18 protein-coding genes are annotated in these 25691 nt (G+C 47.8%); 10 read left to right on the top strand and 8 right to left on the bottom strand.

Going from position 1 to position 25691, the window contains the following annotated elements; all coding sequences use genetic code 11:
* Positions 1 to 8 precede the first annotated feature (8 nt).
* The 4 genes from WBJ53_RS12475 to WBJ53_RS12460 form a co-directional block, all read right to left on the bottom strand.
* Positions 9 to 2663 (bottom strand): ABC transporter permease, encoded by a 2655-nt coding sequence (locus tag WBJ53_RS12475; RefSeq protein WP_338876454.1) that lies wholly within the window; start codon positions 2661 to 2663, stop codon positions 9 to 11.
* 76 nt (positions 2664 to 2739) lie between these two features.
* Positions 2740 to 5367, bottom strand: a complete 2628-nt coding sequence (locus WBJ53_RS12470; protein WP_338876453.1) for a permease prefix domain 2-containing transporter — start codon at positions 5365 to 5367, stop codon at positions 2740 to 2742.
* 85 nt (positions 5368 to 5452) lie between these two features.
* Positions 5453 to 8137, bottom strand: coding sequence for an ABC transporter permease (locus tag WBJ53_RS12465; protein WP_338876452.1), 2685 nt, complete (start codon positions 8135 to 8137; stop codon positions 5453 to 5455).
* Between the two features lie 24 nt (positions 8138 to 8161).
* Positions 8162 to 8497 (bottom strand): helix-turn-helix transcriptional regulator, encoded by a 336-nt coding sequence (locus tag WBJ53_RS12460; protein WP_338876451.1) that lies wholly within the window; start codon positions 8495 to 8497, stop codon positions 8162 to 8164.
* Positions 8498 to 8834: 337 nt separating this feature from the next.
* On the opposite strand from WBJ53_RS12460, the gene WBJ53_RS12455 reads away from it, so the two are divergent.
* The 9 genes from WBJ53_RS12455 to WBJ53_RS12415 all read left to right on the top strand — a co-directional run bounded on the left by WBJ53_RS12455 (position 8835) and on the right by WBJ53_RS12415 (position 20266).
* On the top strand, positions 8835 to 10151 hold the full coding sequence (locus WBJ53_RS12455) for a TolC family protein (protein ID WP_338876450.1): 1317 nt from the start codon (positions 8835 to 8837) through the stop codon (positions 10149 to 10151).
* A 107-nt stretch (positions 10152 to 10258) separates the two neighbouring features.
* Positions 10259 to 11353: an efflux RND transporter periplasmic adaptor subunit gene (locus WBJ53_RS12450; RefSeq protein ID WP_338876449.1), complete on the top strand. Its 1095-nt coding sequence runs from the start codon at positions 10259 to 10261 to the stop codon at positions 11351 to 11353.
* Between the two features lie 56 nt (positions 11354 to 11409).
* On the top strand, positions 11410 to 12660 hold the full coding sequence (locus tag WBJ53_RS12445; protein ID WP_338876448.1) for an FtsX-like permease family protein: 1251 nt from the start codon (positions 11410 to 11412) through the stop codon (positions 12658 to 12660).
* Positions 12661 to 12754: 94 nt separating this feature from the next.
* Positions 12755 to 13447, top strand: a complete 693-nt coding sequence (locus tag WBJ53_RS12440; RefSeq protein ID WP_338876447.1) for an ABC transporter ATP-binding protein — start codon at positions 12755 to 12757, stop codon at positions 13445 to 13447.
* On the top strand, positions 13428 to 14447 hold the full coding sequence (locus tag WBJ53_RS12435) for a histidine kinase (protein WP_338876446.1): 1020 nt from the start codon (positions 13428 to 13430) through the stop codon (positions 14445 to 14447). The genes WBJ53_RS12440 and WBJ53_RS12435 overlap by 20 nt, the downstream gene beginning before the upstream one ends.
* A 96-nt stretch (positions 14448 to 14543) precedes the next feature.
* Positions 14544 to 15314, top strand: a complete 771-nt coding sequence (locus WBJ53_RS12430) for a LytTR family DNA-binding domain-containing protein (protein WP_338876445.1) — start codon at positions 14544 to 14546, stop codon at positions 15312 to 15314.
* Between the two features lie 173 nt (positions 15315 to 15487).
* A complete protein-coding gene (locus WBJ53_RS12425; protein WP_338876444.1) occupies positions 15488 to 15688 on the top strand; it encodes a hypothetical protein in 201 nt (66 codons plus the stop codon).
* 184 nt (positions 15689 to 15872) lie between these two features.
* A complete protein-coding gene (locus tag WBJ53_RS12420; protein WP_338876443.1) occupies positions 15873 to 18680 on the top strand; it encodes a pitrilysin family protein in 2808 nt (935 codons plus the stop codon).
* Between the two features lie 164 nt (positions 18681 to 18844).
* Positions 18845 to 20266: a leucine-rich repeat domain-containing protein gene (locus WBJ53_RS12415; protein WP_338876442.1), complete on the top strand. Its 1422-nt coding sequence runs from the start codon at positions 18845 to 18847 to the stop codon at positions 20264 to 20266.
* Between the two features lie 93 nt (positions 20267 to 20359).
* On the opposite strand, the gene WBJ53_RS12410 is transcribed toward WBJ53_RS12415, so the two are convergent.
* The 3 genes from WBJ53_RS12410 to WBJ53_RS12400 all read right to left on the bottom strand — a co-directional run bounded on the left by WBJ53_RS12410 (position 20360) and on the right by WBJ53_RS12400 (position 23701).
* Positions 20360 to 21397: a serine hydrolase domain-containing protein gene (locus WBJ53_RS12410; RefSeq protein ID WP_338876441.1), complete on the bottom strand. Its 1038-nt coding sequence runs from the start codon at positions 21395 to 21397 to the stop codon at positions 20360 to 20362.
* Positions 21398 to 21590: 193 nt separating this feature from the next.
* Positions 21591 to 22775 carry an FAD-dependent monooxygenase gene (locus tag WBJ53_RS12405; protein ID WP_338876440.1) on the bottom strand — a complete coding sequence of 395 codons (1185 nt, stop codon included), beginning with the start codon at positions 22773 to 22775 and terminating at the stop codon, positions 21591 to 21593.
* 224 nt (positions 22776 to 22999) lie between these two features.
* Positions 23000 to 23701 carry a VIT1/CCC1 transporter family protein gene (locus WBJ53_RS12400; RefSeq protein WP_338876439.1) on the bottom strand — a complete coding sequence of 234 codons (702 nt, stop codon included), beginning with the start codon at positions 23699 to 23701 and terminating at the stop codon, positions 23000 to 23002.
* 161 nt (positions 23702 to 23862) lie between these two features.
* Here WBJ53_RS12400 and WBJ53_RS12395 point away from each other — a divergent pair, with 161 nt between their 5' ends.
* Entirely contained in the window at positions 23863 to 24783 is a 921-nt protein-coding gene (locus WBJ53_RS12395; RefSeq protein WP_338876438.1) for an EamA family transporter, read from the top strand.
* 64 nt (positions 24784 to 24847) lie between these two features.
* Here WBJ53_RS12395 and WBJ53_RS12390 read toward each other — a convergent pair whose 3' ends face one another.
* Entirely contained in the window at positions 24848 to 25624 is a 777-nt protein-coding gene (locus WBJ53_RS12390) for an SDR family oxidoreductase (protein WP_338876437.1), read from the bottom strand.
* Positions 25625 to 25691 lie beyond the last annotated feature (67 nt).

Here is a 25691-nt window from a genome sequence, read left to right as displayed (position 1 = left end):
GCTCCAAGCTATTCAGAGCGTAATGATTTTACAGGGTTCATCAGAGCCGCTTTAATGCTTTGGTAACTGACCGTCAGCAAGGCAATTGACAGGGCCATCAGACCAGAAAGGGCAAACATCCACCACTCGACGTCGATCCGATAGGCGAAATCCTGCAACCAATAATGCATGGCATACCAGGCAATCGGCGAAGCAATCACTACAGCAATCAGCACCAGTTGAACAAAGTCTTTCACCAGCAACTGCACGATGCCTGGCACCGAAGCGCCCATCACTTTCCGGATGCCGATCTCTTTAGTACGTTGCTCGATCACAAACGCTGATAGCGCAAATAATCCAAGACTGGCAATGATAACGGCCAGCAGCGCAAAGGCCGAAAAGAGTTGTTGAGTACGCTGCTCGCTGGCATAGAAGGTAGCGAACTGCTCGTCCAGAAAATGATATTCCAGCGGACCATTCGGGTTAAAAGAGTCCCATTGCCGCTTCAGATCGTCCAGGAAACCAGACACATCCGTAGTTTTGATTTTTAGGACGATACCGCCCGCATTCCGGCCCATCATCAGCATGAGCGGGGCCACCTTTTGCTTGACCGACACGTAATTGAAATCCTTCACCACGCCAATGACTTTGTATTCATGATTTCCCGAACGAACGATGGATTTTCCGATTGGATTGGTGCCTTTCCAGCCTAGTTCATGAACCGCCGATTCATTGATGAGTATACCCGAAATCGAATCGGTCGGGAAATCTCGGGAGAAATTCCGGCCCTGTACCACCTGTATGCCCAGCGTGTGTAGGTAATCGTAGTCGATGTAAAAAATGTTGGCGTGAATTTCGGCGCCGTTCGAGGATTCGTTTTTGGGGTAAATCTGTGTCCCATCCATCATCATTCCTCCCGGCGTGTAGCGCGACAGACTGGCCGAAACAACGTGTGCATTCTGCGCCAGTTGCTCTTTAAAAGCGAGTTGCCTGTCGCCCAAGAGCCGCGTATCGGGTAGCGTAATAACCTGATCTTTATCATAGCCCAGCTTTTTAGTCTGCATGTATTGGAGTTGCTTATACACAACCAGCGTGGCAATCAGCAGGATGGTTGAAATAGCAAACTGGAATATGATTAGTCCGTTATGCAGCGGTTTTTTCTGTGAGCCTTTGCCGAAAAAAGACCCTTTCAATGTTTTGATGATACCGAACGACGACAGGAAAAATGCCGGATAAACGCCCGCCAGTATGCCCGACAGGAAACTGACCAGAAAGAGGGTAAGAACAGCCCGGTAATCCAGCAGAAAGGAGAGGCTAATCTGTTTGTTGGCAACCTGATTAAAATAGGGCAGCAGCAGAAACAGCAGGCCATAGGCACACAGCATCGCCAGTAAGGTAAGCAAGACGGATTCGGTCAAGAACTGGAAAACGATCTGGTTCTTAATCGACCCCATTACCTTCCGGATGCCTACTTCTCTGGAACGTTTGGCGGCCTGAGCCGTCGATAAATTGGTGAAGTTGATGCAGGCCAGCAACAGAATAAACAGCGCCAGTGCCGAGAAAATATAGACATACTTAATATCGCCATTTGGTTCCAGTTCGTATTTGGTGTTTGAGTACAAATGGATGTCGGTCAGCGGCTGCAACCAAAAGCGGAATGTACCCACTGCTTTCCGGGCTTCGGCCAGGCTAACCCCCATATCGCGCTGCACTTCCGGCACCACGTATTTTGCCACCAATTGCGGGAATTTCGCTTCCAGCTTTTTCGGATCGGCTTTATCGGCAAGTTCCAGATAGCTAAAAAAGCCGATATTGCTCCAGGTCGGATTGGTAATACGCCGGGACGACAAGCTTAGAAACGCATCGCTGTGAAAATGCGAATTCTCGGGCACTTTATCGATGACCCCCGTCACAGTAAAAGCGGATCGCTGGGTGCCCACTGCCAGTGCTTTGCCCATCGGGTCTTCATCGCCAAAATACTTCCGGGCAAATTCGTTCGAAATCACTACGCTGTTGGGGGCTATCAGCGCCGTTGCCGCATTGCCTTTGATGAATGGAATGGAGAAGAGTTGCAGAAAATTGGAATCGGCAAAAGCAAGGTGCGCTTCCTTGAACTGATTGTCTTTGTACTGAATATAATCGCTAACGGGCATGTATTTCGTCGCAGCTTTCACTTCAGGAAAAGCCCGTTGAATACCTTCGCCAACTCCCGCATCGACGTTCGGATAAACAGCTACATCGCCATTGCCAGCCACGGAAAGCTGTACCCGATAGATATTTTTGGCATGGGCGGGGTATTTGTCATAACTCAATTCATTGTATACGAACACTGCAATCAGCATAAAACTTGTCAGCCCAATAGCCAGCCCCAGAATATTGATAGCGGTAAACGCTTTGTTCAGCATCAGATTCCGCCAGGCGATTTTTACATAGTTTCGGATCATAACAGTTGTCCTTGGGTTTGAATAGGTTTGAGGTTGTCGTTTCAAAAACTCAGGTCGTACATACGCAATCACGTCTCGCCAATACCACCATCTGGCTTTGCTTTCTCCCAATTGCGTTACTCGTAACGCGTAGCGCTCGTGCAAATCACCCAGCACCTCTTCACGCAGATGCAGAGCGCAGAACCAGGTCAAAAAGCAGTCGGCCAGGCGGGGTGGGTTGGAGCGAGGAGCAGGGGGCATGGAGCAGGGAGGTAAAGCAAGCAGCGAGGGGGTGACCCATAGCGAATAGCCCATGCGCCACGCCCTTTGCTCCTCGCTATTCAGATCGTAACGATTTAACGGGGTTCATCAAAGCCGCTTTTATGCTTTGATAACTGACTGTCAATAAGGCAATGACAAGGGCCAGTAGACTGGAAATTCCAAACATCCACCATTCAATGTCGATGTGGTAGGCAAAATCGTTTAGCCATATATGCATGGCCCACCAGGCCACTGGCGAGGCAAGAATAGTGGCAATGAGTACCAGGCGAAGGAAGTCTCTGGAAAGTAAAGCGATAATTCCGGTCACTGTAGCCCCGAGCACTTTCCGAACCCCCACTTCTTTTGTGCGTACCTGAGCGGCATAGGCTGTCAGACCAAATAAACCCATGCAGGATATGAACATAGCGAAGACGGCGAACACATTCAGCACATTACCGACCCGTTTTTCTGAATCATACAGGCGAGCCATTTTTTCATCCAGAAATGTGTAGCTGAACAAGCTGCCGGGCGACAGACGAGCCAACGTAGATTGGGCGAATTGTAAGGTTTCGGTCAGTTTGTTCCCGCTAATCTTCAGCAGAAAGTAATTGGCCTGTCCAGGGTGCTGAACAATAACCAGGGGATCTACGGTGTTGTGCAGGGACGCAAAATGGAAGTCGCTGACAATACCCACAATTTCGCCGGTGTCGCCCAGGGATACGGCCTTCTGCCCGATGGGTGAATCCAGCTTGAGGGCTCTGGCAGCCGCTTCGTTTAGAATTAAAGGAAAGTGCGCGTTTTCCATTTTTCTGACGAAATTTCGACCGGCTTTCATCCTGATCTGTAACACCGGGAGCGTATTTTCATCGGCCCACATAAATCGGAATTGATTCGCATCTTCGGATTTCCCCGGCAGCGTGAGCATATCCGTACCGAATCGGTCACCCGGTAAGGTAGAAATTCGGGCTACATTGGTAATGGCTGAATTTTTCTGAAACTCCTGCTGAATCACGTCGGCTTTGTCCCACATCTCACGTCCATACAGTTTTATAGCCACTACCTGATCCTGATCGAAACCCAGATCTTTCGTCTGAAAAAACTTCATTTGCCGGTATACGACAATTGTGCTGAAGATCATGAATACCGACACACTAAACTGAAATACGATCAACCCTTTTCGAACCAGTGTAACTGACGAAACCTGGCTTTTTTTTCCTTTCAGGGAATTGACAGGGGTGAAGTTTGCTATGAACAGGGCCGGGTAAAAACCAGCAACCAGACTGATTAGTCCAATCAACAGCGCCAGTAGCACTCCGTTCGAAGCGGTGAACAATTGCTCAAAGCGAAGGGTCTTCGCAGCCAGATCATTATAAAAAGGAATGGCCAGGCGGAATAGAAGAAAAGCCCCCATTGTAGCCACCAGCGTCAGAATAAATGATTCACCCAGGAACTGCCTGATTAACTGATTTTTGCGAGCGCCCAATACTTTCCGAACACCCACTTCTTTCATTCGATTGAATGCCTGGGCCGTGGCCATATTAATGAAGTTGACCGCTGCTAACAGCAGAATGAATAGGGCGGCTATTGAAAACACGTAGACGTAGGTGATGTCGCTGTTTGGCCCCATTTCCTTTTCCAGCTTCGAGTGCAGGTGTATATCCGTAATGGGTTGAATCGGCGTTCTTCGGGTTGCCAGGATTTCTTTTCTGGTTTCGCCCTTAGCCTCGTAGAACTTCACCATGAACGCTGGAATGCGTTTTTCCACATCCGATCGCGAAACACTGCTGTTCAGTAGAATGTAGTTGTAAAAGCCTGACCACCCTCTGTTTTCCAGCGTATTTCTGTCAGTATAGCTGTAAAAGGTGGACATGGAAATCAGATAATCGAACTGTAAATGCGTTGGGAACGAATAGGGTTTTATTACGCCCGTCACGGTCAATAAGCGTTTGTCCAGGTCATCCTGAATCCGTTTACCCAGGGGATTTTCATTACCAAAATATTTAGCCGCCATCGCTTCGGTAAGGACAATGGCGTCCTGGTGTTTGAGGGCGGTTTGTGGATCACCTTTCACAAACGAAAGGTCGAATACATCCACCACCGTCGAGTCGGCGAAAAAGCCTGATTTTTCCTCGAACTGCTTTGTCACTCCATTGGCAGGGACATAGCTGAAAATCCGGTCTGGATAAGGACGATGGAATCGGGCTACGGTCTGGATCGCAGGGATTGCCTGTTGCATTTCACCCCCCAGAATGGGCGATGTAGCAGCCCACTGCCGGTTTTTCTCGCCAATATTTTCCGATGTAATCCGGTAGATTCGATCTGCTTTCGAAAATCCTTTGTCGTAGTTCAATTCTTCCCGCACATGAAGAATCATCAACAGCCCACAGGCCAGTCCTAAAGCTAGTCCGGTTATGGTAAGTGCGCTGTTTAGTTTGTAGCGGAGTACGTTTCGCCAGGCGATTTTCAGATAATTCCGTAGCATAATCGTATTGGTTGGTTGAGGGTATTCTGAAGGGTGTCGTTTTATGAACTCAGGTCGCACATAAGCCAGCACATCCCGCCAATAGCGTCGTCGGGCACGGGTTTGGCCCCCATGCTTCACCCGCAGTGCGTAGCGTTCATGCAAATCCCCCAGCACCTCCTCTCGCAGATGGGGAGCGCAGAACCAGGTCAACAGGCGGTCGGCAAGACGGGGTGGAGACATAATGATGAATGATAAATGAAGAATGAGGGGACGACGAACTAGGAATGGCAGGCATCATTTATCATTCATAATTCATCATTACCTTTCATTCCGATCTCAGCGATTTTACGGGGTTCATCAGGGCTGCTTTAATGGCCTGAAAACTGACGGTTGCCAGGGTAATGACCAACGCTCCTATACTCGACGCAGCAAAAATCCACCAGGGAATAGACGTGTGATAGGTGAATTTTTGCAACCATTCATGAAGTGAATAATAGGCAATAGGCGTGGCGATGATGCATGAGATAATTACCAGACGGATAAAGTCGACCGATAAAAGGCCCCACAAATTGGCCACGGATGCCCCCAGCACTTTCCGAACCCCGATCTCTTTGGTGCGTTGCTCAGCAATGAAAGACGCTAAGCCAAACAAACCCAGACAGCTAATAAAGATGGCCAAAACAGCAAAGAAACTGGCCAGTTTACCAATCCGCTCTTCATTCCCAAACTTTCGGCCAAACTCCTCATCCACAAACTGGTAGTCGAACGGCTGCGATGGATTGAATTTTTTAAACACGGTCTCAATCTGCCCCAAGGCTTCGCTGGCACTGCGCTGTGGATTGATTTTCAGTATAGTAACCGCACCAGCGTAGTTTGCCAGATGGAAAACCGTGGGTTTTACCTGTTCATAAGGCGACTGAATGACCAGATCCTTTACCACACCAATTACCTTAAACGGCTGATCGAACCAGCGGATGGTTTCGCCCACAGGCAGTCCGCCGTTGCGGTTGTTCAATCCCATGAATTTCACGGCGGCTTCGTTTAGGATGATACCGCTCGAATCGGTCAGAAAATCGCGCGAGAAATCCCGGCCTTCTTTGATGGTCCAGCCAATGGTCTTTCCGTAGTCGTGAGAGGCTTCCACAATCGAAAAATCGACAGACAGGTTCGGGTCTTTGCCTTTCCAATCGATTGAACTACTGCTATTCCAAACTTCGGTTGGTGGACTGCTCGACTCGGCCATTTCTGAAATGGCTCCCGTTTGAAGTAATTCGCGCTTGACGGCATCAAAATGTTTGTGGATGTCGGCCGTAACCATAGGTACTGAAATCAGTCCATTGCTTTCATAGCCAATTGGGCGATTTCGGGCAAACTGAATCTGCCGAAAGACGATAATAGTCCCAATAATCAACGTGACCGACACCGTAAACTGAACCACCACCAGCACCTGACGCGGTAATGACGCCAATCGCCCTACCTTGAACCGTAGCGACGGACCGGTTCCCTTCAGAATTTGCACCGGATTGAACGACGACAGGTAGAATGCCGGGTAACTGCCCGCGATCAGACCAGTCAACGCGCTAAAACCAAGGCAGATCGACCAGAATATAGGGTTAGTCCAAAGAATGCGTAATTCCTTGTCGGCAACCTCGTTAAACGTCGGAAGCAGCAACTGAACCCAAAGCAATGCCAGTAGTAACGAAAAAAACACGATCAGCAGCGACTCAAACAGAAACTGGTAGATCAATTGTGTGCGCACTGATCCAACCGCTTTACGAATGCCCACTTCCTTGGCGCGCTTTTCGCTCCGGGCCGTACTCAGGTTCATAAAATTGATGCAGGCCAGGAGCAGCACAAATACGCCGATGATACCGAACAGCCACACATATTGGATTTTACCACCCACGTTCACCCCATCCTTAAACTCCGAATACAGATGCCACTGGCTCATCGGATGCAGAAAGAGAGCAGGCTTTTTCTTCGCCAGTTCTTTGCTGACCCGTTTGAGTTTAGCATCCCTGATCTTGAACGACACTTTATCAAAATCAGCCTGATCGGCTAGCTGCACAAACACCTGGAAGGCGTTTGGTCGCCACGGATCGGCCATCGTTCGGACCCATTCGGTATTGTTGTAATACAGATCCCAGGGCGCCATAAACGAGACCTCATGAAAAAACGAGTTGCGGGGCAGGTCTTCATAAACACCCGTCACTTTTACACTCAGATTGTTGTCGATTTTGATCAGTTTATTCATCGGGTCCACATCCCCAAAGAAGGCTTTAGCCACCGACTCCGAAAGCAAAATGGAACCGGGCTCCCGTAACCCATTCCGACTGCCTTTCAGCATCTTAAGCGAGAGCATTTCGGTAACCTGTGGCTCGAAGTAAACCCCTCGTTCCGAGAATTTTATGTCGCCCGAGGACAGTATGTGGCTACCGTCTTCGCGGGCCAGCACAACCCGTTTAAAATCACTACCGTAGTTTCTGCGAAGTTCTTCAGCCAATGGAAAAGGAGCTGTATTCCAGGTTTGAACTTCGCCGTTATTCAGCACATGCTGTTTGACCTGAGCAATGCGGTCGTAATGTTCATGGTATTTGTTAAAGGAAAGTTCGTCCCACAGCCAGAGGCCAATCAGCAGCGCCACCGCCATACCAACCGATAGCCCCGCCATATTGATGGCCGAATAGCCTTTGTGCTTGGCCAGCGTCCGAAACGCGATTTTTAGATAATTCCGTAGCATAGTCGTATTTGTTGGTTGAGGGTATTCCGAAGGTTTTCGTTTGACGAATTCAGGTCGTACATAAGTCAGCATATCCCGCCAGTAGCGCCATTTAGCATTCTTCTCGCCTATGCGCTTCACCCGCAAGGCATAGCGTTCGTGCAAATCGCCCAGCACCTCTTCACGCAGATGCGGAGCGCAGAACCAGGTCAAAAGGCGGTCGGCCAGGCGGGGTGGTGTCATAGCAGGGATGGCAGGGGTAGCGGGAATTTTCCGGACGATCCATGCCATCCCTGCCACTCCCTGCTTTTTATATTAGCTCCATTCGAGTCGGATATTCGGGATAATGCGATCCCATAGTCGGTTGCGAACGGCGCGTACATCGCTCAAAACACGCCCGCCCAGCGCAGTAACCGTAAACAGCCGTTTCCGGCGGCCACCTCGTTCGGCGGTAGCTTCGCCCAGTTCCGAACGGAGGTAGCCTTTCTGTTCCAATCGCTGAAGAGCCGCATGGACAGCCCCTGTACTGACAGAGTTGCCAGTCTCACGTTCAAGTTCTTCTGCAATAACTACCGAGTAGGCTCCCGGCGACAGCGCGGCTACTGCCAGTAGGACCACTTCTTCAAATTCGCCTAAATCACTTCGTCGCATACGTCAATGGTTAGTCTGCCGGAGGCTTTCGATTTCATCCATTTCCGTATGTCAAATGCCGGACCAAACTCAGAAAGGTTTGTTTTTAGGCTGAAAAGAGGCTTATTCTTACGCTTTACCTCATAGCATTGTCCATAAACGGACATATTCTGTACGCATCTGGACAGCAGCAGAATCCAGAGATATCTATTCCACGGCGCCAACAGGTTACGGCAGCTCGACGTTTCGGTTTATTTTAACCTGATCAGCTTCATGTAGTTTTTTTTCAGCTTTATGATAAAAGTCAGGATTAATGCCGGGGAAACTTTCTTCCTTTGATCGTCCATTCGACCTATCTATGAATCGACTTATTCTCATTGGTTTAGTACTTTGTTCGTACAATGTCCGCTGTCAGACCATCGTCTCTTCCGTGCAGGAGGCTCTGGAGCTGGCTCACCGTAGCAATCCAGAACTTAGGAATGCACAGCAGAACCGGCAGGCGCAGGAGCAACAACGTAGGGCAACCCGCGCTCCTCTCCTGCCCCAGGCACGCTTCTTTACCAATTTCGATTACAACTATGCCCTGCCTGTTCAGTTAGTTCCGGCCGAATTTCTGGGTGGTCAGCCCGGCGAGTTCCGTTCGTTGCGCTTCGGCCTTCCCTACGTGCTGGCAAGTGGTGTTGAAGTGACCGTTCCGGTTATAAACCGGCCAGCACGAGCCGACCAGGGAATTACGGAGCAGAATTTACGGATTACCGATAACCAGATGCTCGTTTTGCAGGACGAAATCTCAACACAAACGGCCCGCCTGTATCATGCCACACTCCTGACTCGTTCGGCCATTTCCTTAACGCAGAAAAACCTGTCGGCAGCCGATACGCTTACCCAGATTGCCCGCGACCGGCTCGACAAAGGCATCATTGAACCATTGGAATACAACCGCATCCGGGCGGTACAGCTCACCACTGCCGATGTACTGTATCAGAACGAACTGGCCTATGTTCGTAACCTGAATCAGTTGAAACTGCTGCTGGGTCTGGCACCTTCCGATAGTCTTATGCTTTCAGAAGATCTGGCCAATCGCCCGGCGGGCGGGCCTGTTCCAGCCTCCGACCTACCCAGGCTCGAACGTCCACAGGTTACGTTAGAGCAATCCCGCGTCGAATTATCGAAACGTCAACTCAATCGCGAACGATTGCAGCGGTGGCCTACACTGTCGGCCTACGGTCGATTTACCGAACAGGCACAACGTAATGCGTTCAACTTTCTCAGTACCAACCAGCCCTGGTATCAGATTGGAGTAGCGGGGTTGCAGTTTAACTGGCCAATTTATTCGGGGGGCCTTCGGACTAGTAATATCACCCGTGCGCGGCTTCAATTAAAAGCCGCCGAAACGGCGCTGGCCTATGAACGCAACAAACAACAAACGGATAACGAAGACATCCGGAATACCTACAACCAGGCCATTCGATCGCTGGACCTGAATCGTCAGAATTACGAACTCAGCAGGCAAAATGTACAGATAGCGCTTATCAAATACCGATCGGGCCTGTTTGCCTACGATCAGTACCTAAACGTATTCAATGAAGCCCTGACCGCACAGAATCGGTATCTGAACAATTTGTCGAACGTATTTATCAACCAAACGATCCTACAAATCCGTAATGGGCAATGACGAGGTACTCGGTTTACGGATGCGCTGCAATAGAAGGATATTTATTGACAGGCGGAGCCACCAAAAACCATAAACTGAGTACCAACTCCCTCTCCCCAAATACTTCCATGAAAACAGCTCTTTCCATACTGGTCTTGTTACCCATTATCGTGGCTTGTAACCATGACTCTGGCAGCACGTCGCCTTCGTATCAGGAACTGACCGAAGCGGTGTATGCATCGGGCAATGTATATCCGCGCAATGAATACACCGTTACGGCCGATGCTACGGGTATTTTACAGCAACGACTCATTAACGAAGGCGACTCCATTCACCAAAATCAATTGTTGTTTGTACTCGAAAATGCGACGGAAGTGGCCCGGCAGCAGGCAGCCGCCAATGCTTACCGGCAGGCCCGATCGAACCTGAGTCCCAATTCGCCCGTGCTGGCCGAACTCGAAGCACAGGTACGAAATGCCCGCACCCGACTCGCCAACGACTCCATTAACTACCATCGCTTTCGGGAACTTTATCAGCAAAATGCCACCTCCAAAGCCGAACTCGAAAAAGCCGAACTGAATTATACGCTATCGAAAAACAACCTACGCGCCCAGCTCAACACACTGGAGCGAAGTCGCGACCAGATTCGGCTCGACGTGGAAAACAACCGCAGCCAGTTGGTTAGCTCTGAAGAAGCAGGGCGCAACACGCGGGTTCGCAGCTTTGTGAATGGAAAGGTATATGAAGTGTATAAAGAACCGGGCGAGGTGGTGCGTGTAGGCGATCAGTTAGCGCTGGTAGGAAGTGGCAATCAACTATACGCTCAACTGTCGGTCGATGAAAGCGATTTCGGTCGGTTGCGCATCGGACAGGAAGTCATGCTAAAAGCCGACGTTTATCCGAATAAAGTATTTAAAGCGAAGGTGAGTAAGATTTACCCAAAGCTGAATCGAAGTGATCAGTCATTTCGGGTCGATGCAGAGTTTGTGGGCGACAAACCGGCCTCCTACTATGGCCTGACAGTAGAAGCTAACATCATAATCAGTCAGAATCCGCATGTGCTGACCATTCCGAAGTCCTACGTTGTGGGCAACGATAGCGTCTGGGTTGAAGAGGATGATAAGAAACAAAAGATCAAATTCCAGAAAGGAGCCGAAAACTTCGATCTGGTTGAAGTGAAGGGCGGACTAACCGAGAAAGCTAAGGTAATTATAAATGATTGACTTGTTGGCTGTATTCAGTCATTCAACAAGTCAATCATTCAACAAGTCAATCATTCATGGATATTCATATAGCTTCCCAAATCGCCCGGACGCATCTGCTGACAAAAAAACGTCAGACGCTGGTGGCCATGCTCGGCGTAACGTTTGGTATTGCCATGTTCATTACCATGATTTCGTTTATGCAGGGGGTAAATCAGTTTCTGGAAGATTCGGCGCTGGATGCCAGTCCACACATCCGCATGTACAACGAAGTCAATACCCAACGTCCCAGTCTGATCGACGAGCTTTGGCCGAAGCAGTTCAACGTGGTCTATCACCAGAAGCCCAAAGATGAACAGTCGCGCATTAGAAACGGCCTCGCCATTGCCGAACGGATCGAAAAAGAGCCGGGCGTACTTGGCGTATCGCCCCAATTGGCTACCCAGGTTTTTTATAACAACGGCCCTATTCAGCTTTCGGGCACAATTTCGGGCGTTGATATCGATCGCGAAAACCACCTGTATAATCTGAAATCACGGATCAAAACAGGTAATTTAAATACGCTGAAAACCAATCCCGATGGGTTGGTGATGGGTTTTGTACTGGCCCGCAAGCTCAACGTTCGGGTGGGCGATAAAGTAACGGTAACAACACCGGGTGGCGGTACGCGCATTTTGCGGGTGGTGGGTACGTTTGGTTTTGGCATCGGAACGGTCGATAATACGAAGAGTTACGCCAACCTCTCGACTGTCCAGGAAATTATGCAGAAAGATCCCAGCTACATTACCGACATCCACATTAAAATGACCGACCCAATGAAAGCCATCCCGTTTGGGAAACGGCTCCGGGCCACATACGGCTACTATACCGAAGACTGGGCAACGGCCAATTCGGCGATTCTGGCGGGCGAAAAAATTCGTAATATGCTTACCTATGTGGTATCGATCACGTTGCTGGTTGTAGCAGGGTTTGGCATCTATAACATCATGAACATGACCGTCATTAACAAAATAAAGGACATCGCCATCCTGAAAGCAACTGGCTTTGAAGCCCGCGACATCATTGCCATTTTTCTGTTACAGGCTATTTTCATTGGGTTTTCCGGTGGCCTGCTCGGTCTGGGCATTGGCTTTTTTCTCAGCTATCTGCTTTCGATTACGCCTTTCGAAGCCGGCGACTTTCTGAGTCTGAAAACCTTCCCGGTCATCTTTTCAGCCAAATATTACGTAATGGGCATCCTGTTCGGCATTATTACTACTGTGCTGGCAGGGTATTTTCCGTCGCGCCGAGCTGCTCAGGTTGACCCGGTGGAAATTTTGAGAGGCTAACTTTGTTAATGATGAATTATGAATGATCAATGATGAACGCCTGATGGCTCATCGTCCGTAATTCATCATTGATCATTCATAATTCATCATTAAAATGAACACCGTTCTTTCCGCCCAGCACCTGAACAAATTCTTTTACGACCCGGAGAAATTCCAGGTTCTGAAAGATGTAACGTTCGACGTGCAGAAAGGCGAATTTCTGTCAATTGTGGGTAAATCGGGCTGTGGTAAATCGACGCTGCTCTATTTGCTGTCGACAATGGATACTGACTACGATGGAGCCATCGAGATGGCCGGAACCCGCCTGACCGGTCGCAGTCAGGACTATCTGGCCCATTTCCGCAATGAGCATCTGGGCTTTGTGTTCCAGTTTCATTTTCTGTTGCCCGAGTTTACGGCCCTTCAGAACGTAATGCTGCCGGGCCTTAAGCTGGGCAAATATCCAGAAAAAGAAATTGAAGAGCGGGCCATGGAAAAGCTTCGGATCATTGGCATGGCCGATTATGCCCGTAAACCCGCCAGCAAACTCTCGGGTGGTCAGCAACAGCGCGTTGCCATTGCGCGTGCGCTTATCAACGACCCTACAATTGTGATGGGCGACGAACCAACCGGTAATCTGGATAAGGCCAATACCGAAAATGTGTTCGAGATTTTTAGAGAACTGGCAGAAAAAGGGCAAACCATCATTGCGGTGACCCACGACCCCGATTTTGCTGCCGGTACAGATCGCGTTATTGAAATGTCGGACGGTATGGTTATTGCCAGTCATGAAAATAAAATTCAATAAATACGTTGAGTTTCTGCTCCTCTGGGTTGCGCTGGGAGGAATGGTGGCCCGCCAGTGGCTGGCTCCCGACATTAGCTGGAAGGTTCACATCTTTCTGTTCTTCATGTCGTTTGTCATGTTGAATCTGGTCTGGATTTTCCACTACGTCTTTAACGAGTGGCTGAACCGTCGGTTACCTTTCGAAAAAAATGTGCGCTGGCGCATTATCGTTCAGGTACTGGGAGGTTGGGGTATCGTTAAAACCATGGCACTGGTGTCTGGCTACTTTATAGCGATGCGCTATTTCCCGCCGGGTTTAACGTTGATGAACAAATTTGGCTTCATCATCATTGGCATGATGGTTTTTCTGGTCAATACGGTTATTTGTCTGGGATTCATTGCCAGCCATTTATTGAAGCGCTGGCAGGAGAACGCGGTTCGAACGGCGCAGTTGGAAAAAGAAAAAGTGCAGGTTCAGCTCGACAGTCTGAAAAATCAGATTAGCCCACATTTTTTGTTCAACAGCCTGTCGTCGCTCGATAGCCTGATCGACCACAATCCGGTGCTGGCCCGCCAGTTTCTGCAACAACTCTCGAAAGTATTCCGATATGTGATTCAGCATAAAGACAAAGCACTGGTGCCACTGGAAACCGAACTAGCCTTCATCAAGAACTATATTTCGCTGCTCCAGACCCGTTTCGACGGAGCTTTGCTGGTTCAGTATGGCCTAACCGACGATGCGCTGGACGAACAGATCGTTCCGGTAACGCTTCAAATCCTGATCGAAAATGCTATAAAACACAACATCATCAACGAAGCTCTACCGCTGCGGATTACCATTGCAACCCACAACAACTACCTGGAAGTTTCCAATCCTATTCAGCGCAAACGGCAGGTCGAAACCTCCAATGGTCAGGGACTCGAAAACCTGAAACTTCTTTATAGTTTTCTCAGTCCTCGCCCTGTTGAGATCGACGAAACCGCAAACACGTTCCACGTCCGCGTTCCGTTGCTGGCCTAATCAGTTCATTGTTTATGGTTTATAGTTGCTCTGCTTGGTCGGAACCTACATGAGCAGAGCAACCATAAACCATAGACTATAAACCCAATGCCCACCATGACCATCTTACTTATTGAAGACGAACCGCTTATTGCCCGACAGCTTCATAAACTGGTGCATCAACTGGAACCCGATGCGGTGACTGACGGTCCATTGGCAAGCGTGCAGGCCATTTGCGAGTACTTTCAGACACATGAAAACCCAGACCTGGTCATTGCCGACATTCAGCTTTCGGATGGGGTTAGTTTTGAGGCTTTTCAACAAATTAACCTGAACGTCCCCATCATATTCACGACGGCGTACGACGAATACGCCATTCGGGCCTTCAAACTAAATAGCCTCGACTACCTGCTCAAACCTATCGACCCCAACGATCTGAAAGCAGCTTTGGATAAATATCACCGCTGGTCGGGTCATCAGTTCGACTATACCGGACAATTCCGGCAGTTTTTGGCTCAGTTCACCGAAAAGCCCCTTACTCCGCTCTATAAACGTCGGTTTACGGGGCATTTTCTCCGGCAGATCGTGTCGGTCCCTCAGGAGCAGGTTGCCTATTTCCTCCGCGACGAAATCATTTACCTGATTACCACAACCGGACAAAAGCTCATAACAGATTACAAAACGCTTGATGAACTGGAAGAGCTGGTTGATCCGACTCATTTTTTTCGGGCTAATCGCCAGTGTCTCATCAATCTGGATGCCGTGTCGGGCTACCGTCCCCATTATACCAGCAAACTCCAGGTGCTGCTCAAAAGTCCAAACGACAGCTTAGAGCTGATGGTCAGTAAAGACAAAGCCGCTATGTTTCGGCAGTGGTTTGAGGGGTAACCGATAACGCCCCCAGCAATAGTAACCGTTTATGAAAATAAATACACATCGCTATTGCAAGCTGTTGTATTACTTCGCAACTATGCACATAGTTCATGTCAACTTCCCATTCCCTATGTGTAGTAATTCGATCAACAAATGGATACGAAACAGTAGCCTGACGGTAGCCTCTATTGCCGCTGATTCAGACGCAGGACAAATCGGCAGCCATTCAACTTCCAGCCAACTATGAAAAACCGATTAATGCCGTCGCGCCCGAACAGGTGAATGCAGCTCTGAAGAAATATATCGACTATACTAAACGGGCCATCATAAAAGCCGGTGATTTTGAAAAAGCAGCCCGCTTCTTCGTAGGCAGCGGTAGTAAAAACTAGCTTTTTCTATCAAGCAAATTTAAGGTGTAATTTTGCTTGGTAGGGCGCTTTGTTTTTGAAACGCCAGCGACTGTTAACCGCTCATCATCACTTTTGTTAAAAATATAAAATAAGGATTGCCCTCAATCAGTATTCTTTGTAACTATACGCATAGTTTTTTTGTACCCAACTAACTCATTTTTCTATGCAATTAGGTACGCTCAGCAAACGAATACCACAAGGAGTGCTGGCAGCTACACTTCTGGTTGGTAGCCTTACCCTATCATTGGCGCAGAACAAGCTGCCCGACGGGGTCACGAAAGGAGCCTCAGTTGAAGGAATCACCGAATATCAGCTCAAAAACGGCTTAAAAGTGCTTCTCTTCCCCGACCCTTCAAAGCCAACCATCACCGTTAACATCACGTATCTGGTCGGTTCCCGCCACGAAGGTTTGGGCGAAACGGGCATGGCTCACCTGCTCGAACACATGGTCTTCAAAGGCTCAACCAAACACACCAACATCCCGCAGGAGCTAACGGCCCACGGTGCCCGCCCAAATGGTACCACCTGGCTCGACCGCACCAACTATTTTGAAACCTTTGCCGCCACCGACGAAAACCTCAAGTGGGCCCTCGATCTGGAAAGCGACCGGATGGTGAATTCGTTCATCAAAAAGAGCGACCTCGAAACCGAGTTTTCGGTGGTTCGGAACGAGTTCGAAATGCGTGAAAACTCCCCGCAGAACGTGCTGAATGAGCGCGTAGTTTCATCGGCCTATTTGTGGCACAACTATGGCAAGTCGACCATTGGCAACCGCTCCGACCTGGAAAAAGTGCCCATCGAAAACCTACAGGCGTTTTACAAAAAATACTACCAGCCCGATAATGCCGTGCTGGTAGTTGCCGGTAAAATCGACGAAGACAAAACGCTGCAACTGGTCAGTGACTATTTCAGCCCCATTCCGAAACCAACCCGGGTGCTTCAGCCAACCTACAGCGTTGAACCCGTTCAGGATGGCGAACGCGAAGTGGTGCTTCGGCGTGTAGGTGACACAAAAGTAGTCTCGGCGCTGTATCACATCATGCCCAGTTCGCATCCCGACTACCCGACAATGGATGTGTTAACCGAAATTCTGACCGACGAACCCAGCGGCCGACTCTATAAGTCGTTGATCGAAACCAAGAAAGCCTCACAGGAATATGGTTATTCGTTCATGACGAAAGATCCCGGTTATGTGTATTTTGCCGCCGAACTTCTGAAAGATAAATCGGAAGGGGATGCCATGAAAGCGCTGCTCGGTACGCTGGACTCCATAGCCATTCAGGCGCCAACCAAAGAAGAGGTAGATCGGGCAAAAGCCAAAATACTGAAAGATGTTGAAATCAGTTTTAAAGACGTAGAGCGGCTGGGTCGTACGCTGAGCGAATACATCGCTACCGGCGACTGGCGGCTTGGTTTCCTGTATCGCGACGCGCTCGAAAAAGTGACCCCTGCCGATGTGCAACGGGTAGCCAAATTCTATTTCAAGCCCTCCAACCGTACAATTGGTACGTTTATTCCTGAACAAACCCCCGACCGGGTTGAAGTGCCCAATGCGCCGGATGTGGATGCGCTCGTGAAAAACTACAAAGGCCGGGCAGCCATTGCCAGTGGCGAAGCCTTCGATCCATCGCCGTCGAACATCGATGGTCGTACGCGCCGGGTCGAGCAGCCTAACACCATTGAACTGGCGCTGCTGCCCAAGTCGACACGTGGTAATGAAGTAAACGCCCGCTTAACCCTGCGTTATGGCGATGTAAACAGCCTGAAAAACAAGAGTGCGATTTCGGTCTTTACGGCTTCCATGCTCAACAAAGGCACCACCACCCGCACCCGTCAGCAAATTAAAGACGAGTTCGATAAATTGAAAGCACAGGTTGGCGTGTTTGGCGGTGGCAATCAGGTTAACGTATCGATCAAAACCACGAAAGAGAATCTGCCTGCCGTGATCCGCATCGTTAGTGATATGTTGAAGCATCCGGCTTTCGACCCCAACGAATTCGAGAAGCTGAAACAGGAGCAGCTAGCACAGATCGAAGCGCAACGCTCGGAACCTCAGGCACTAGCCTTCACAGCCTTCCAGCGTCAGATGAACCCCTATCCGAAGGACGACATTCGGTATACATCAACCCCCGATGAAGACGTAGCCGACGTGAAAGCGCTGAAACTCGATGATCTGAAGCAGTTTCATAAAGATTTTTACGGAGCGCAAAACTCAACACTGGCCATCGTCGGCGATTTCGACGAAACGCCTGTCCGGAAGGTAGTGATGGATGAACTGGGCACCTGGAAAGCCAAAAAGCCATTCAGTCGGTTGGTTACGCCGTTTAACGACATCAAGGCGACTCCCCAGAAGATTGAAGCACCCGACAAAGCCAATGCTTTTCTGGTGGCAGGCGTAAATATTCCGCTCCGCGACGACGATCCCGATTATCCAGCGCTAGTGATGGGCAACTATATGCTCGGCGGTGGATTCCTGAATTCTCGTCTGGCTGTGCGTATCCGTCAGAAAGAGGGTATCAGCTACGGTGTTGGCTCGCAAATCCAGGCCAATCCGCTCGATAAAACAGGCATCTTTTTGACCTATGCGATCTACAATCCCGAAAATTCGGAACGGCTGACAAAGGCTTTTCTGGAAGAGATGGACAAAGTAGTGAAAGATGGCTTTACAGCCGAAGAACTGGCGGCTGCCAAATCGGGCTATCTGCAATCGCGGATGGTTGGCCGGGCGCAGGACCCTAGCCTGACCAGTACGCTCAATAACAACCTGTATCTGAACCGAACCATGGCCTGGGATGCTGATTTTGAGAAGAAAATCAATTCGCTGACCGCCGATCAGATTAACGCAGCCATGAAGAAACATATCGACCCAAGCAAAATTTCGATCATTCAGGCAGGCGACTTCGAAAAGGCAGCCAAAAAATTATCGGAGAAACAGCCGGCTTCGTCGGTAAGTGGCGGACAGAAAAACTAATCCTGACCGGGATTTATAGGATTTAACAGATTGACTCGATTTTTTCACTTCGAAGAAGCGCTTTCAAAAAGAATCAAAGTCAGTCAGAAAAATCTAATAAATCCCGGTTTTTTTGTGGAATTTAACTATAAAAATAGTCATACACCTAAAAGACTCGTTAATCCATGAAAAACCAGGTTTTACTCCTGTTGTTTTGCCTGCTTACTGTGCCGACATGGGCGCAGGTAAAGATGATGTTGTTACGGGATACAGCTCAATATAATTTATCGTTGGCTGATCTGGAAAAACAATATCCTCCGGCATTTGCCCGCGTAGCAGGACAAAAAGGTGTCTTTATGCAACATGGGAGACGGTTTCTCGATACCACAAACGCCCGAACGCTGCGATTCTTCACATTTATCGAGAACAATAAAAAGCGTATGCCCGTGGCTGGCGTTTTTCTTCAAACAAAAGAATTTGTTCGCCCCAATGGAAGCTACGAACGTGTTTTCTGCCAATTTGAAGGACGCGACCTGACTGCTGAACAGGAAAGTCAATTACTGGAATTGCTTGGTGACTGGTATGACCAGCATCCGTTTCCGATAAAAACACAAACTGGTTTTCGATGGGACGGTATGACGCAAATAGGTCATATCCCACAAAAGCGCACCGCTCGGCGCGGGGCAGGTATTATCAGCACCATCGAAGCCGCCGAAAAAACAACCCGACCCGACACAGTCAGGATGCTGGCTTTTAACCAGTTGGAGCTGAACAATATTCCAGAGATAGTTTACCGCTTTCCAAAACTGGAAGAACTCGATTTATCTAAAAACCATCTGCACGAACTCCCTGCCCGACTCACGGCTGATATTCCAACGTTGAAACGGCTTAGCCTGCTTTACAATGCCATCCCGAACGACAGTGTCTTTTTCAGCAGAAATAAACATCTGGTAGCACTGAACCTACAGGGTAATAAACTGACGCAGGTGCCCCTTTCGATCCGGCAGAATCGTCGTCTCGAAAGTTTGTGGATTGGCAATAATAAGTTGCAGGATGTTAACGTGAAGGGGTTACGTCGGTTGAACGATCTGAATCTGTATAATGCCGATCTGGCGCGATTTCCGGCTTCGGTCTGTAAACTTAAGCGGTTACAGGTGCTGGATTTGTACTACAACAAATTCACTGAAATTCCCACACAGATTCGCCGGTTAAAACGGCTGGAACAATTGGCTATTGCTTACAACAAACTGAACGCACTGCCACCATCGCTTAGCAAACTAATGCGGTTGCAGATGCTCTATGCGCATCACAACCGCATTAGCCAGTTGCCCAGTCAGCTCCAGAAATTGCATTACCTGCGCATTCTCGATCTGAGCCATAACTGGTTTTCGGTGGTACCGGCCGTTGTAGCCGATTTTCCGTACCTGGAAGAACTCGACTTTTCGAACAATAATCTACAGGAAATGCCCGCTTCGCTCGGCAAATCGAAAAGCCTGAAAAAGCTCTATCTACGCTCCAACCCGCTCACCCACGACAATGTAAAAGCCGGCCCCTATGCCCCCGTAATTGAACAACTAGAAGCCAATCAGACTGAAGTGTTTTATTGATGAGTATTTTGAAATAGACTGCTCGTTAACGTTTCCAGTCCCGTTTTGAAGGTCTGGAAACATTTATTATTTTGACTTTCTTATTGGCTAATGTTATGAGCTTTTCAATATTTTCACAATACGATTATATACAATTTCCGATAAATTCCAGGTGTATCCACCACTTGTATTTACAAACTGAACAACGACTGCATCAATATCTTTGTGATACCTGGCAATACTAGAATATCCTGGCAATAGTCCTGTATGCTCATAGTCATAAATAGATGAATAGATAGCTTGTTCATTATCCTTTAGCAAAGAGCCATCGTTCAATGCCCTCAGGAATATTCCCACATCTTTTGCTGTAGCTACCATTGAGCCGCTGGGGTTTATAAAATCATTATACTTCAAATCACCATCATAACCTACAGAATAGCCACTCATAACATCGTCTAAATCCACTTCACTGAGCAAACTGTAAGTATTATTTAGTTCAAGCGGTGTTAAAATTTCCTTCTTGATATATTGGTGATGGCTATACCCCAATGTTTTATCAAGGATTTCGCCTATCAACAAATAATTCGTATTTGAATAACTATATTTTTTATCAGGTTCAAAGTCAGCAGGTTTATCCAGTACCAACTCAAGCGTTTTTCTATTGTCTTTCGGAGGATTTTCCCAATAACCAGGGGTATCAGTAAAATTGGGGATGCCGCTTCTATGCTGCACCATCATTCTCAAGGTAATTTTATCAGCATTTTCAATTCTTCCCGCCAACTCAGGAAGGTAGTTAGCGAGCGTTTTATCTAAAGATAAATGTTTGCCATTAACCAATTTAGCCACAGCCACAGCAACATATAGCTTACTAATACTGGCAATTTTGAATAAGGCTTTCGGGTTAACAGGAATTTTATTTTTTCGGTCATGCCAGCCTGCAGCATAAAGCTCTGGCGGCTTCCCAGCCTGATCCACGTAAACAATCATACCGTCCAATCCATATCCGATGGCATCATTTACCTGTTCCTGAACCGTATCGGGTAGTGGTGCTAACCACGCTCTTACCAAAATCCAGGGTACGAAATACAAGGAAGATATACTTGCGACAATAAATGCTATTTTGAGTATTCGCTTTGTTTGCTTCTTAGTCATACTTTTTCAAGATGGGGCACTTTTATTAAATTGCCCATAACGATTTATGTATTGACGATATAGCAGGTTTTCGGCGCCACGGTTGATTTAAAGAATTAAAGCTGACTATAAGAAAAATAATTTCATAGAATCGTTTCAGCCAGCATATTGTAAATACGATATTAGCAGTCGCATATTCATGTTTTGTTATCAATTAATACTCTTTTAGTTTTAGTCCACTATCTTTAAATTGATTTAAAAAAAGTTTTGAAAAGATTGATAAAGACATCAATTTAAAAACTTTATTTCGCAGCCAAATACCAAAACTACTTTTAGGAACAAACGATTTTGCAAATTGCTGAGCAGATTTTTGTTTTTTCTCCATAAAAGGTTTGAATACCAGTTGGTATTGTTCAAAAGCTTTTTTATAATCTCCGTTTGCCTGCTTTAATTCTCCTGCGAGTATGTATGCGCCAACCATTGCAAGCGTAGAACCTTTACCCGATAATAGTGACGGGCAATAACCAGCATCGCCCACTAAAGCTACTCTACTTTTATACCAGCTCTCCATTTTTATTTGACTAACGCAATCAAAATAAAAGTCGGTCGTTGAGTCAATTCGGGAAAGCAATTCCCGACACTTCCAACCACTGCTTTCGAATTCCGATTTTAAAATTTTCTTTTGTCTGGCAATATCGTGATGTTGATAAGCTAGTTTTTCAGGAGAGGCAAAAATAAAAAAGGCAGTGGTACTATTCTCATTTTTCGAAAAAACACCAACTTGTTTATAAGGAACATTATACATTGAAAAAGCATTATTCCCTAAAGAAATATTGTCAATCGTAAATGACGAAGTATAATAACCGTAATATTTTTCAAACTGCGATTCGTTGCCGAAAACTAACTTTCGCACATTAGAGTGCAAGCCATCTGCTCCTACAAGCAAATCAAAATCTCTAGTTTTGCCACTTTGAAACATTACGGCAACTCCTTTTCTGTTTTCTTCTATCTTCGCAATAGTATCGCCAAAAATTATTTCAACACCTTTGTCTATACTTTGATAAATAACCCTTGCCAAATCGCTGCGAAACAATGTAAATGCCCTGCCATTCAGAAAGATTTTGATTTTCTGATAATCCATACTGCCTTTTTCCCTGTTGTCACTATCAACAAAAACTAGTTTTGAAAAATTGATGTCAACCGCTTTAAGGGCCGGTATAATTCCCATTTTTTCAGCAACGTCATAGCCTGCCCCCATAAAGTCAATGGCGTGACCACCTTTCCGTAATGTAGGCGAGTTTTCAACCATGGTCGGATTAAATCCAAACTCTTTTAGCCAAAATGCAAGTGTTGTCCCTGCAATGCCCGCACCCGATATTAAGATATTCTTATTGTCCATCGTTTTAGTTTATGATGTCGTTACATATGGCTGCTAACTAGTAAATAGACGCACTTTTCGGGCATCTAAGGCATGTACTTATACAATCCATGTCGTTAAGGGTTTACGCAGAAAAGCACTCCCTTACTCATTGAAAAATAGCACATTAGCAACTTCTCGATCTTCAAAACTTTAGCAACAACACTAAATACTAATGTAACCAATAAAAGCACAAATAGTTATATTCATCCAAACAGCTTGGCTACTCCAAATGCGGCTGCGGCAGCCAGTGCACCAATGAGCATCACTTTAAACGCTCCGGCAACAGGCGATTGTCCCGTTACTTTACTTTTGAAATAGCCGAACACAAACAGACAAAGCAGGGTCAGTCCGCACGAATAAATCAGTGCCTGATGCGGATGCTCTACAAAAAAATAGGGAGATAGCGGAATCAAGCCGCCAGCTACATACGACAATCCTATGGTCAGCGCACTTTTGGTAGCCCGGTTCGGGTCGGGTTCGTCGAGGCCGAGTTCGTATTTCATCATAAAATCGACCCATTTTACTTTATCTTTTGCCAGCTCGTCGGCAATGGCAACCTGTAGCGCCGGACTGAGGCCCATTTCGGCAAATACTTCGCGTACTTCTTCCTTTTCCCGCTCCGGCACTGTTTCAACCTCTCGCACCTCCCGCCGGCGCTCAGAATCATAATGATCGGCCTCGGTACGCCCGGCCAGATAACCGCCCAGGCCCATAGCAATAGACCCCGCAACGATTTCGGCGATTCCGGCCGTTACAACCAGCGATGAATCGGACACGGCACCGCTTAGGCCGGCTGCCAGCGCGAAGGGAACAGTGAGGCCATCGGACATGCCAATGACAATATCCGAGATAAAATCTGAACTGCGTAGATGTTGCTCGTGATGGATATATCCTGTATCTGCCATAGATTTCTGGAGAATTGACGCTAAAAACCGAATTGTTTGACCCTCAAAAGGACCTGCTTGGAAATTTTATAATTAAGTGCAAAAACTATGAAAAAAATTGGCTTCTGACGGAGAAAAATTCAACTTGTTTGTGTTATCCCAGCATTAAGGTCGCTGGTTTTATGCAAGTTCTGTCTTCTCCTCTCACTAATACGCCTAATCGGCTCACACTCTGGGCAAATTTAGTTTCGGTTTATATTCTTTGGGGTTCCACCTATCTGTTCATTCATTTTATGACCGAACAGATGCCTCCCCTGTATATGGTTTCGATGCGGTACATTGTGGCCGGTACGATTCTGTATACCTATGCGCGATTAACCGGAACCCCACGGGCAACCCGAGTTGAATGGCAGTCGGCCGGCATTATCGGCATTATTTTACTGGCTATCTCCAATGGCTGTCTGTCGCTGGGCCTTCAATATATTCCGAGCGGTATGGCGGCTTTGCTGGGCGGCTTATTGCCTGTTTTTCTACTAACGCTGAACTGGGTTTCGTTTGGCAGACAACGGCCCACCAACCTGGCGCTGGCAGGCCTGATTGTTGGCCTGGTGGGTATTTACTTTCTGATTAAACCCGACAAATTTCAGGGCGCGGGCGGAGCCAATGCGAATCTGGTTGGTGCCAGTCTGATTGCATTTGGTAATTTCTCCTGGGCCATTGGTACATTAATGACTCCAAGGGTTTCTTTACCGTCGGGCACCATTTCAACAGGAATTCAAATGATTGTTAGCGGTTTTGTCCTGCTGCCCGTTAGTCTCATCATAGAGCCGGTTTCGCTGTTCAGCATCTTCGATGCCCCGGCCAAAGCTATCGGTTCCATGTTTTATCTGGTCATATTTGGTAGCATTATTGGCTTTTCGTCATATGCCTGGCTGGCTCGCAATGCAGCCCCTCAACTCCTGTCGACTTATGCTTTTGTGAATCCCGTAGTGGCCATGCTGCTCGGAACCCTGTTTGCTGGCGAAATTTTCTCCAGTCAGTCACTTATTGGCGCAGCCATCGCACTCGTGGGCGTGATTCTGATTACGCTGGGGAGGAAATAAATTGTTGAATTGTTGAATTGTTGAATTGTTGAATTGAAAAAAATTCAATCATTCAACAATTCAATCATTCACTTGGCGGTGGGCTAATGCTTGTCCAGCCGCCATCGACAACTAGACTTTGACCGGTGATGTGCCTTGATGCGGGTGAAACCAGAAACAGAGCCGCATTGGCAATGTCGTCGACGGTAGCAGGGCGTCCCATTGGCGTAATGCGTGACCAGATCGGAATGTAGGTTGGATCATCCAGCGTGCGCTCGGTGAGAGTTGCACCGGGGGCAACGGCGTTGACGGTAATACCGAGTGGCGAGAAATCAATGACTAATTGTTTTGCCAGCATTTCCAGACCCGCTTTAGTCATGCTATAGACCGGCAAGCCCGGATGCGCCTGATGTCCCACAACCGACGACATAAACAGTACGCTTCCTCCCTTTCCCTGCTGGCGCATTTGCCTGGCGGCTAGTTGTGCCAGAAAAAAGCTTCCCCGTAGGTTCACGTTCACTATTTTCTGAAATGCATCGGGTGTTGTCGTAAAAATGTCGCCAAAGACAGTGATTCCGGCATTGGCAATGGCAATATCGACCGAACCAAACGTATTGATTGCTGTTCTGACCATGTGTTCAATAAAGGCCACATCGGCAGAATCGCCCGGACAGGCGATACAATTGCCCATACTGGCCTGCTTTTCCTGCCGAATGGTTTCGGCAGCCTGATGCGCCAGATCCTCGTCGTAGTCGTTGAGAACAACGTTGGCTCCCTGCCGAAACAGGGCGCGGGCTATAGCAAAACCGATACCCTGTCCGGCACCGGTAATTAAAACGGTTTGATCAGAAAAAACAGGCATATACTTATTGAGTAACACCAGACTCCCCCTAAGCTAGTGTCACGATTCTATTGTATCAAACAGCAAG

Origin of the sequence: Spirosoma sp. SC4-14 (assembly GCF_037201965.1) — a bacterium.
Taxonomy (GTDB): Bacteria; Bacteroidota; Bacteroidia; order Cytophagales; family Spirosomataceae; genus Spirosoma.
This window is presented reverse-complemented; position numbering and strand designations above follow the sequence as displayed.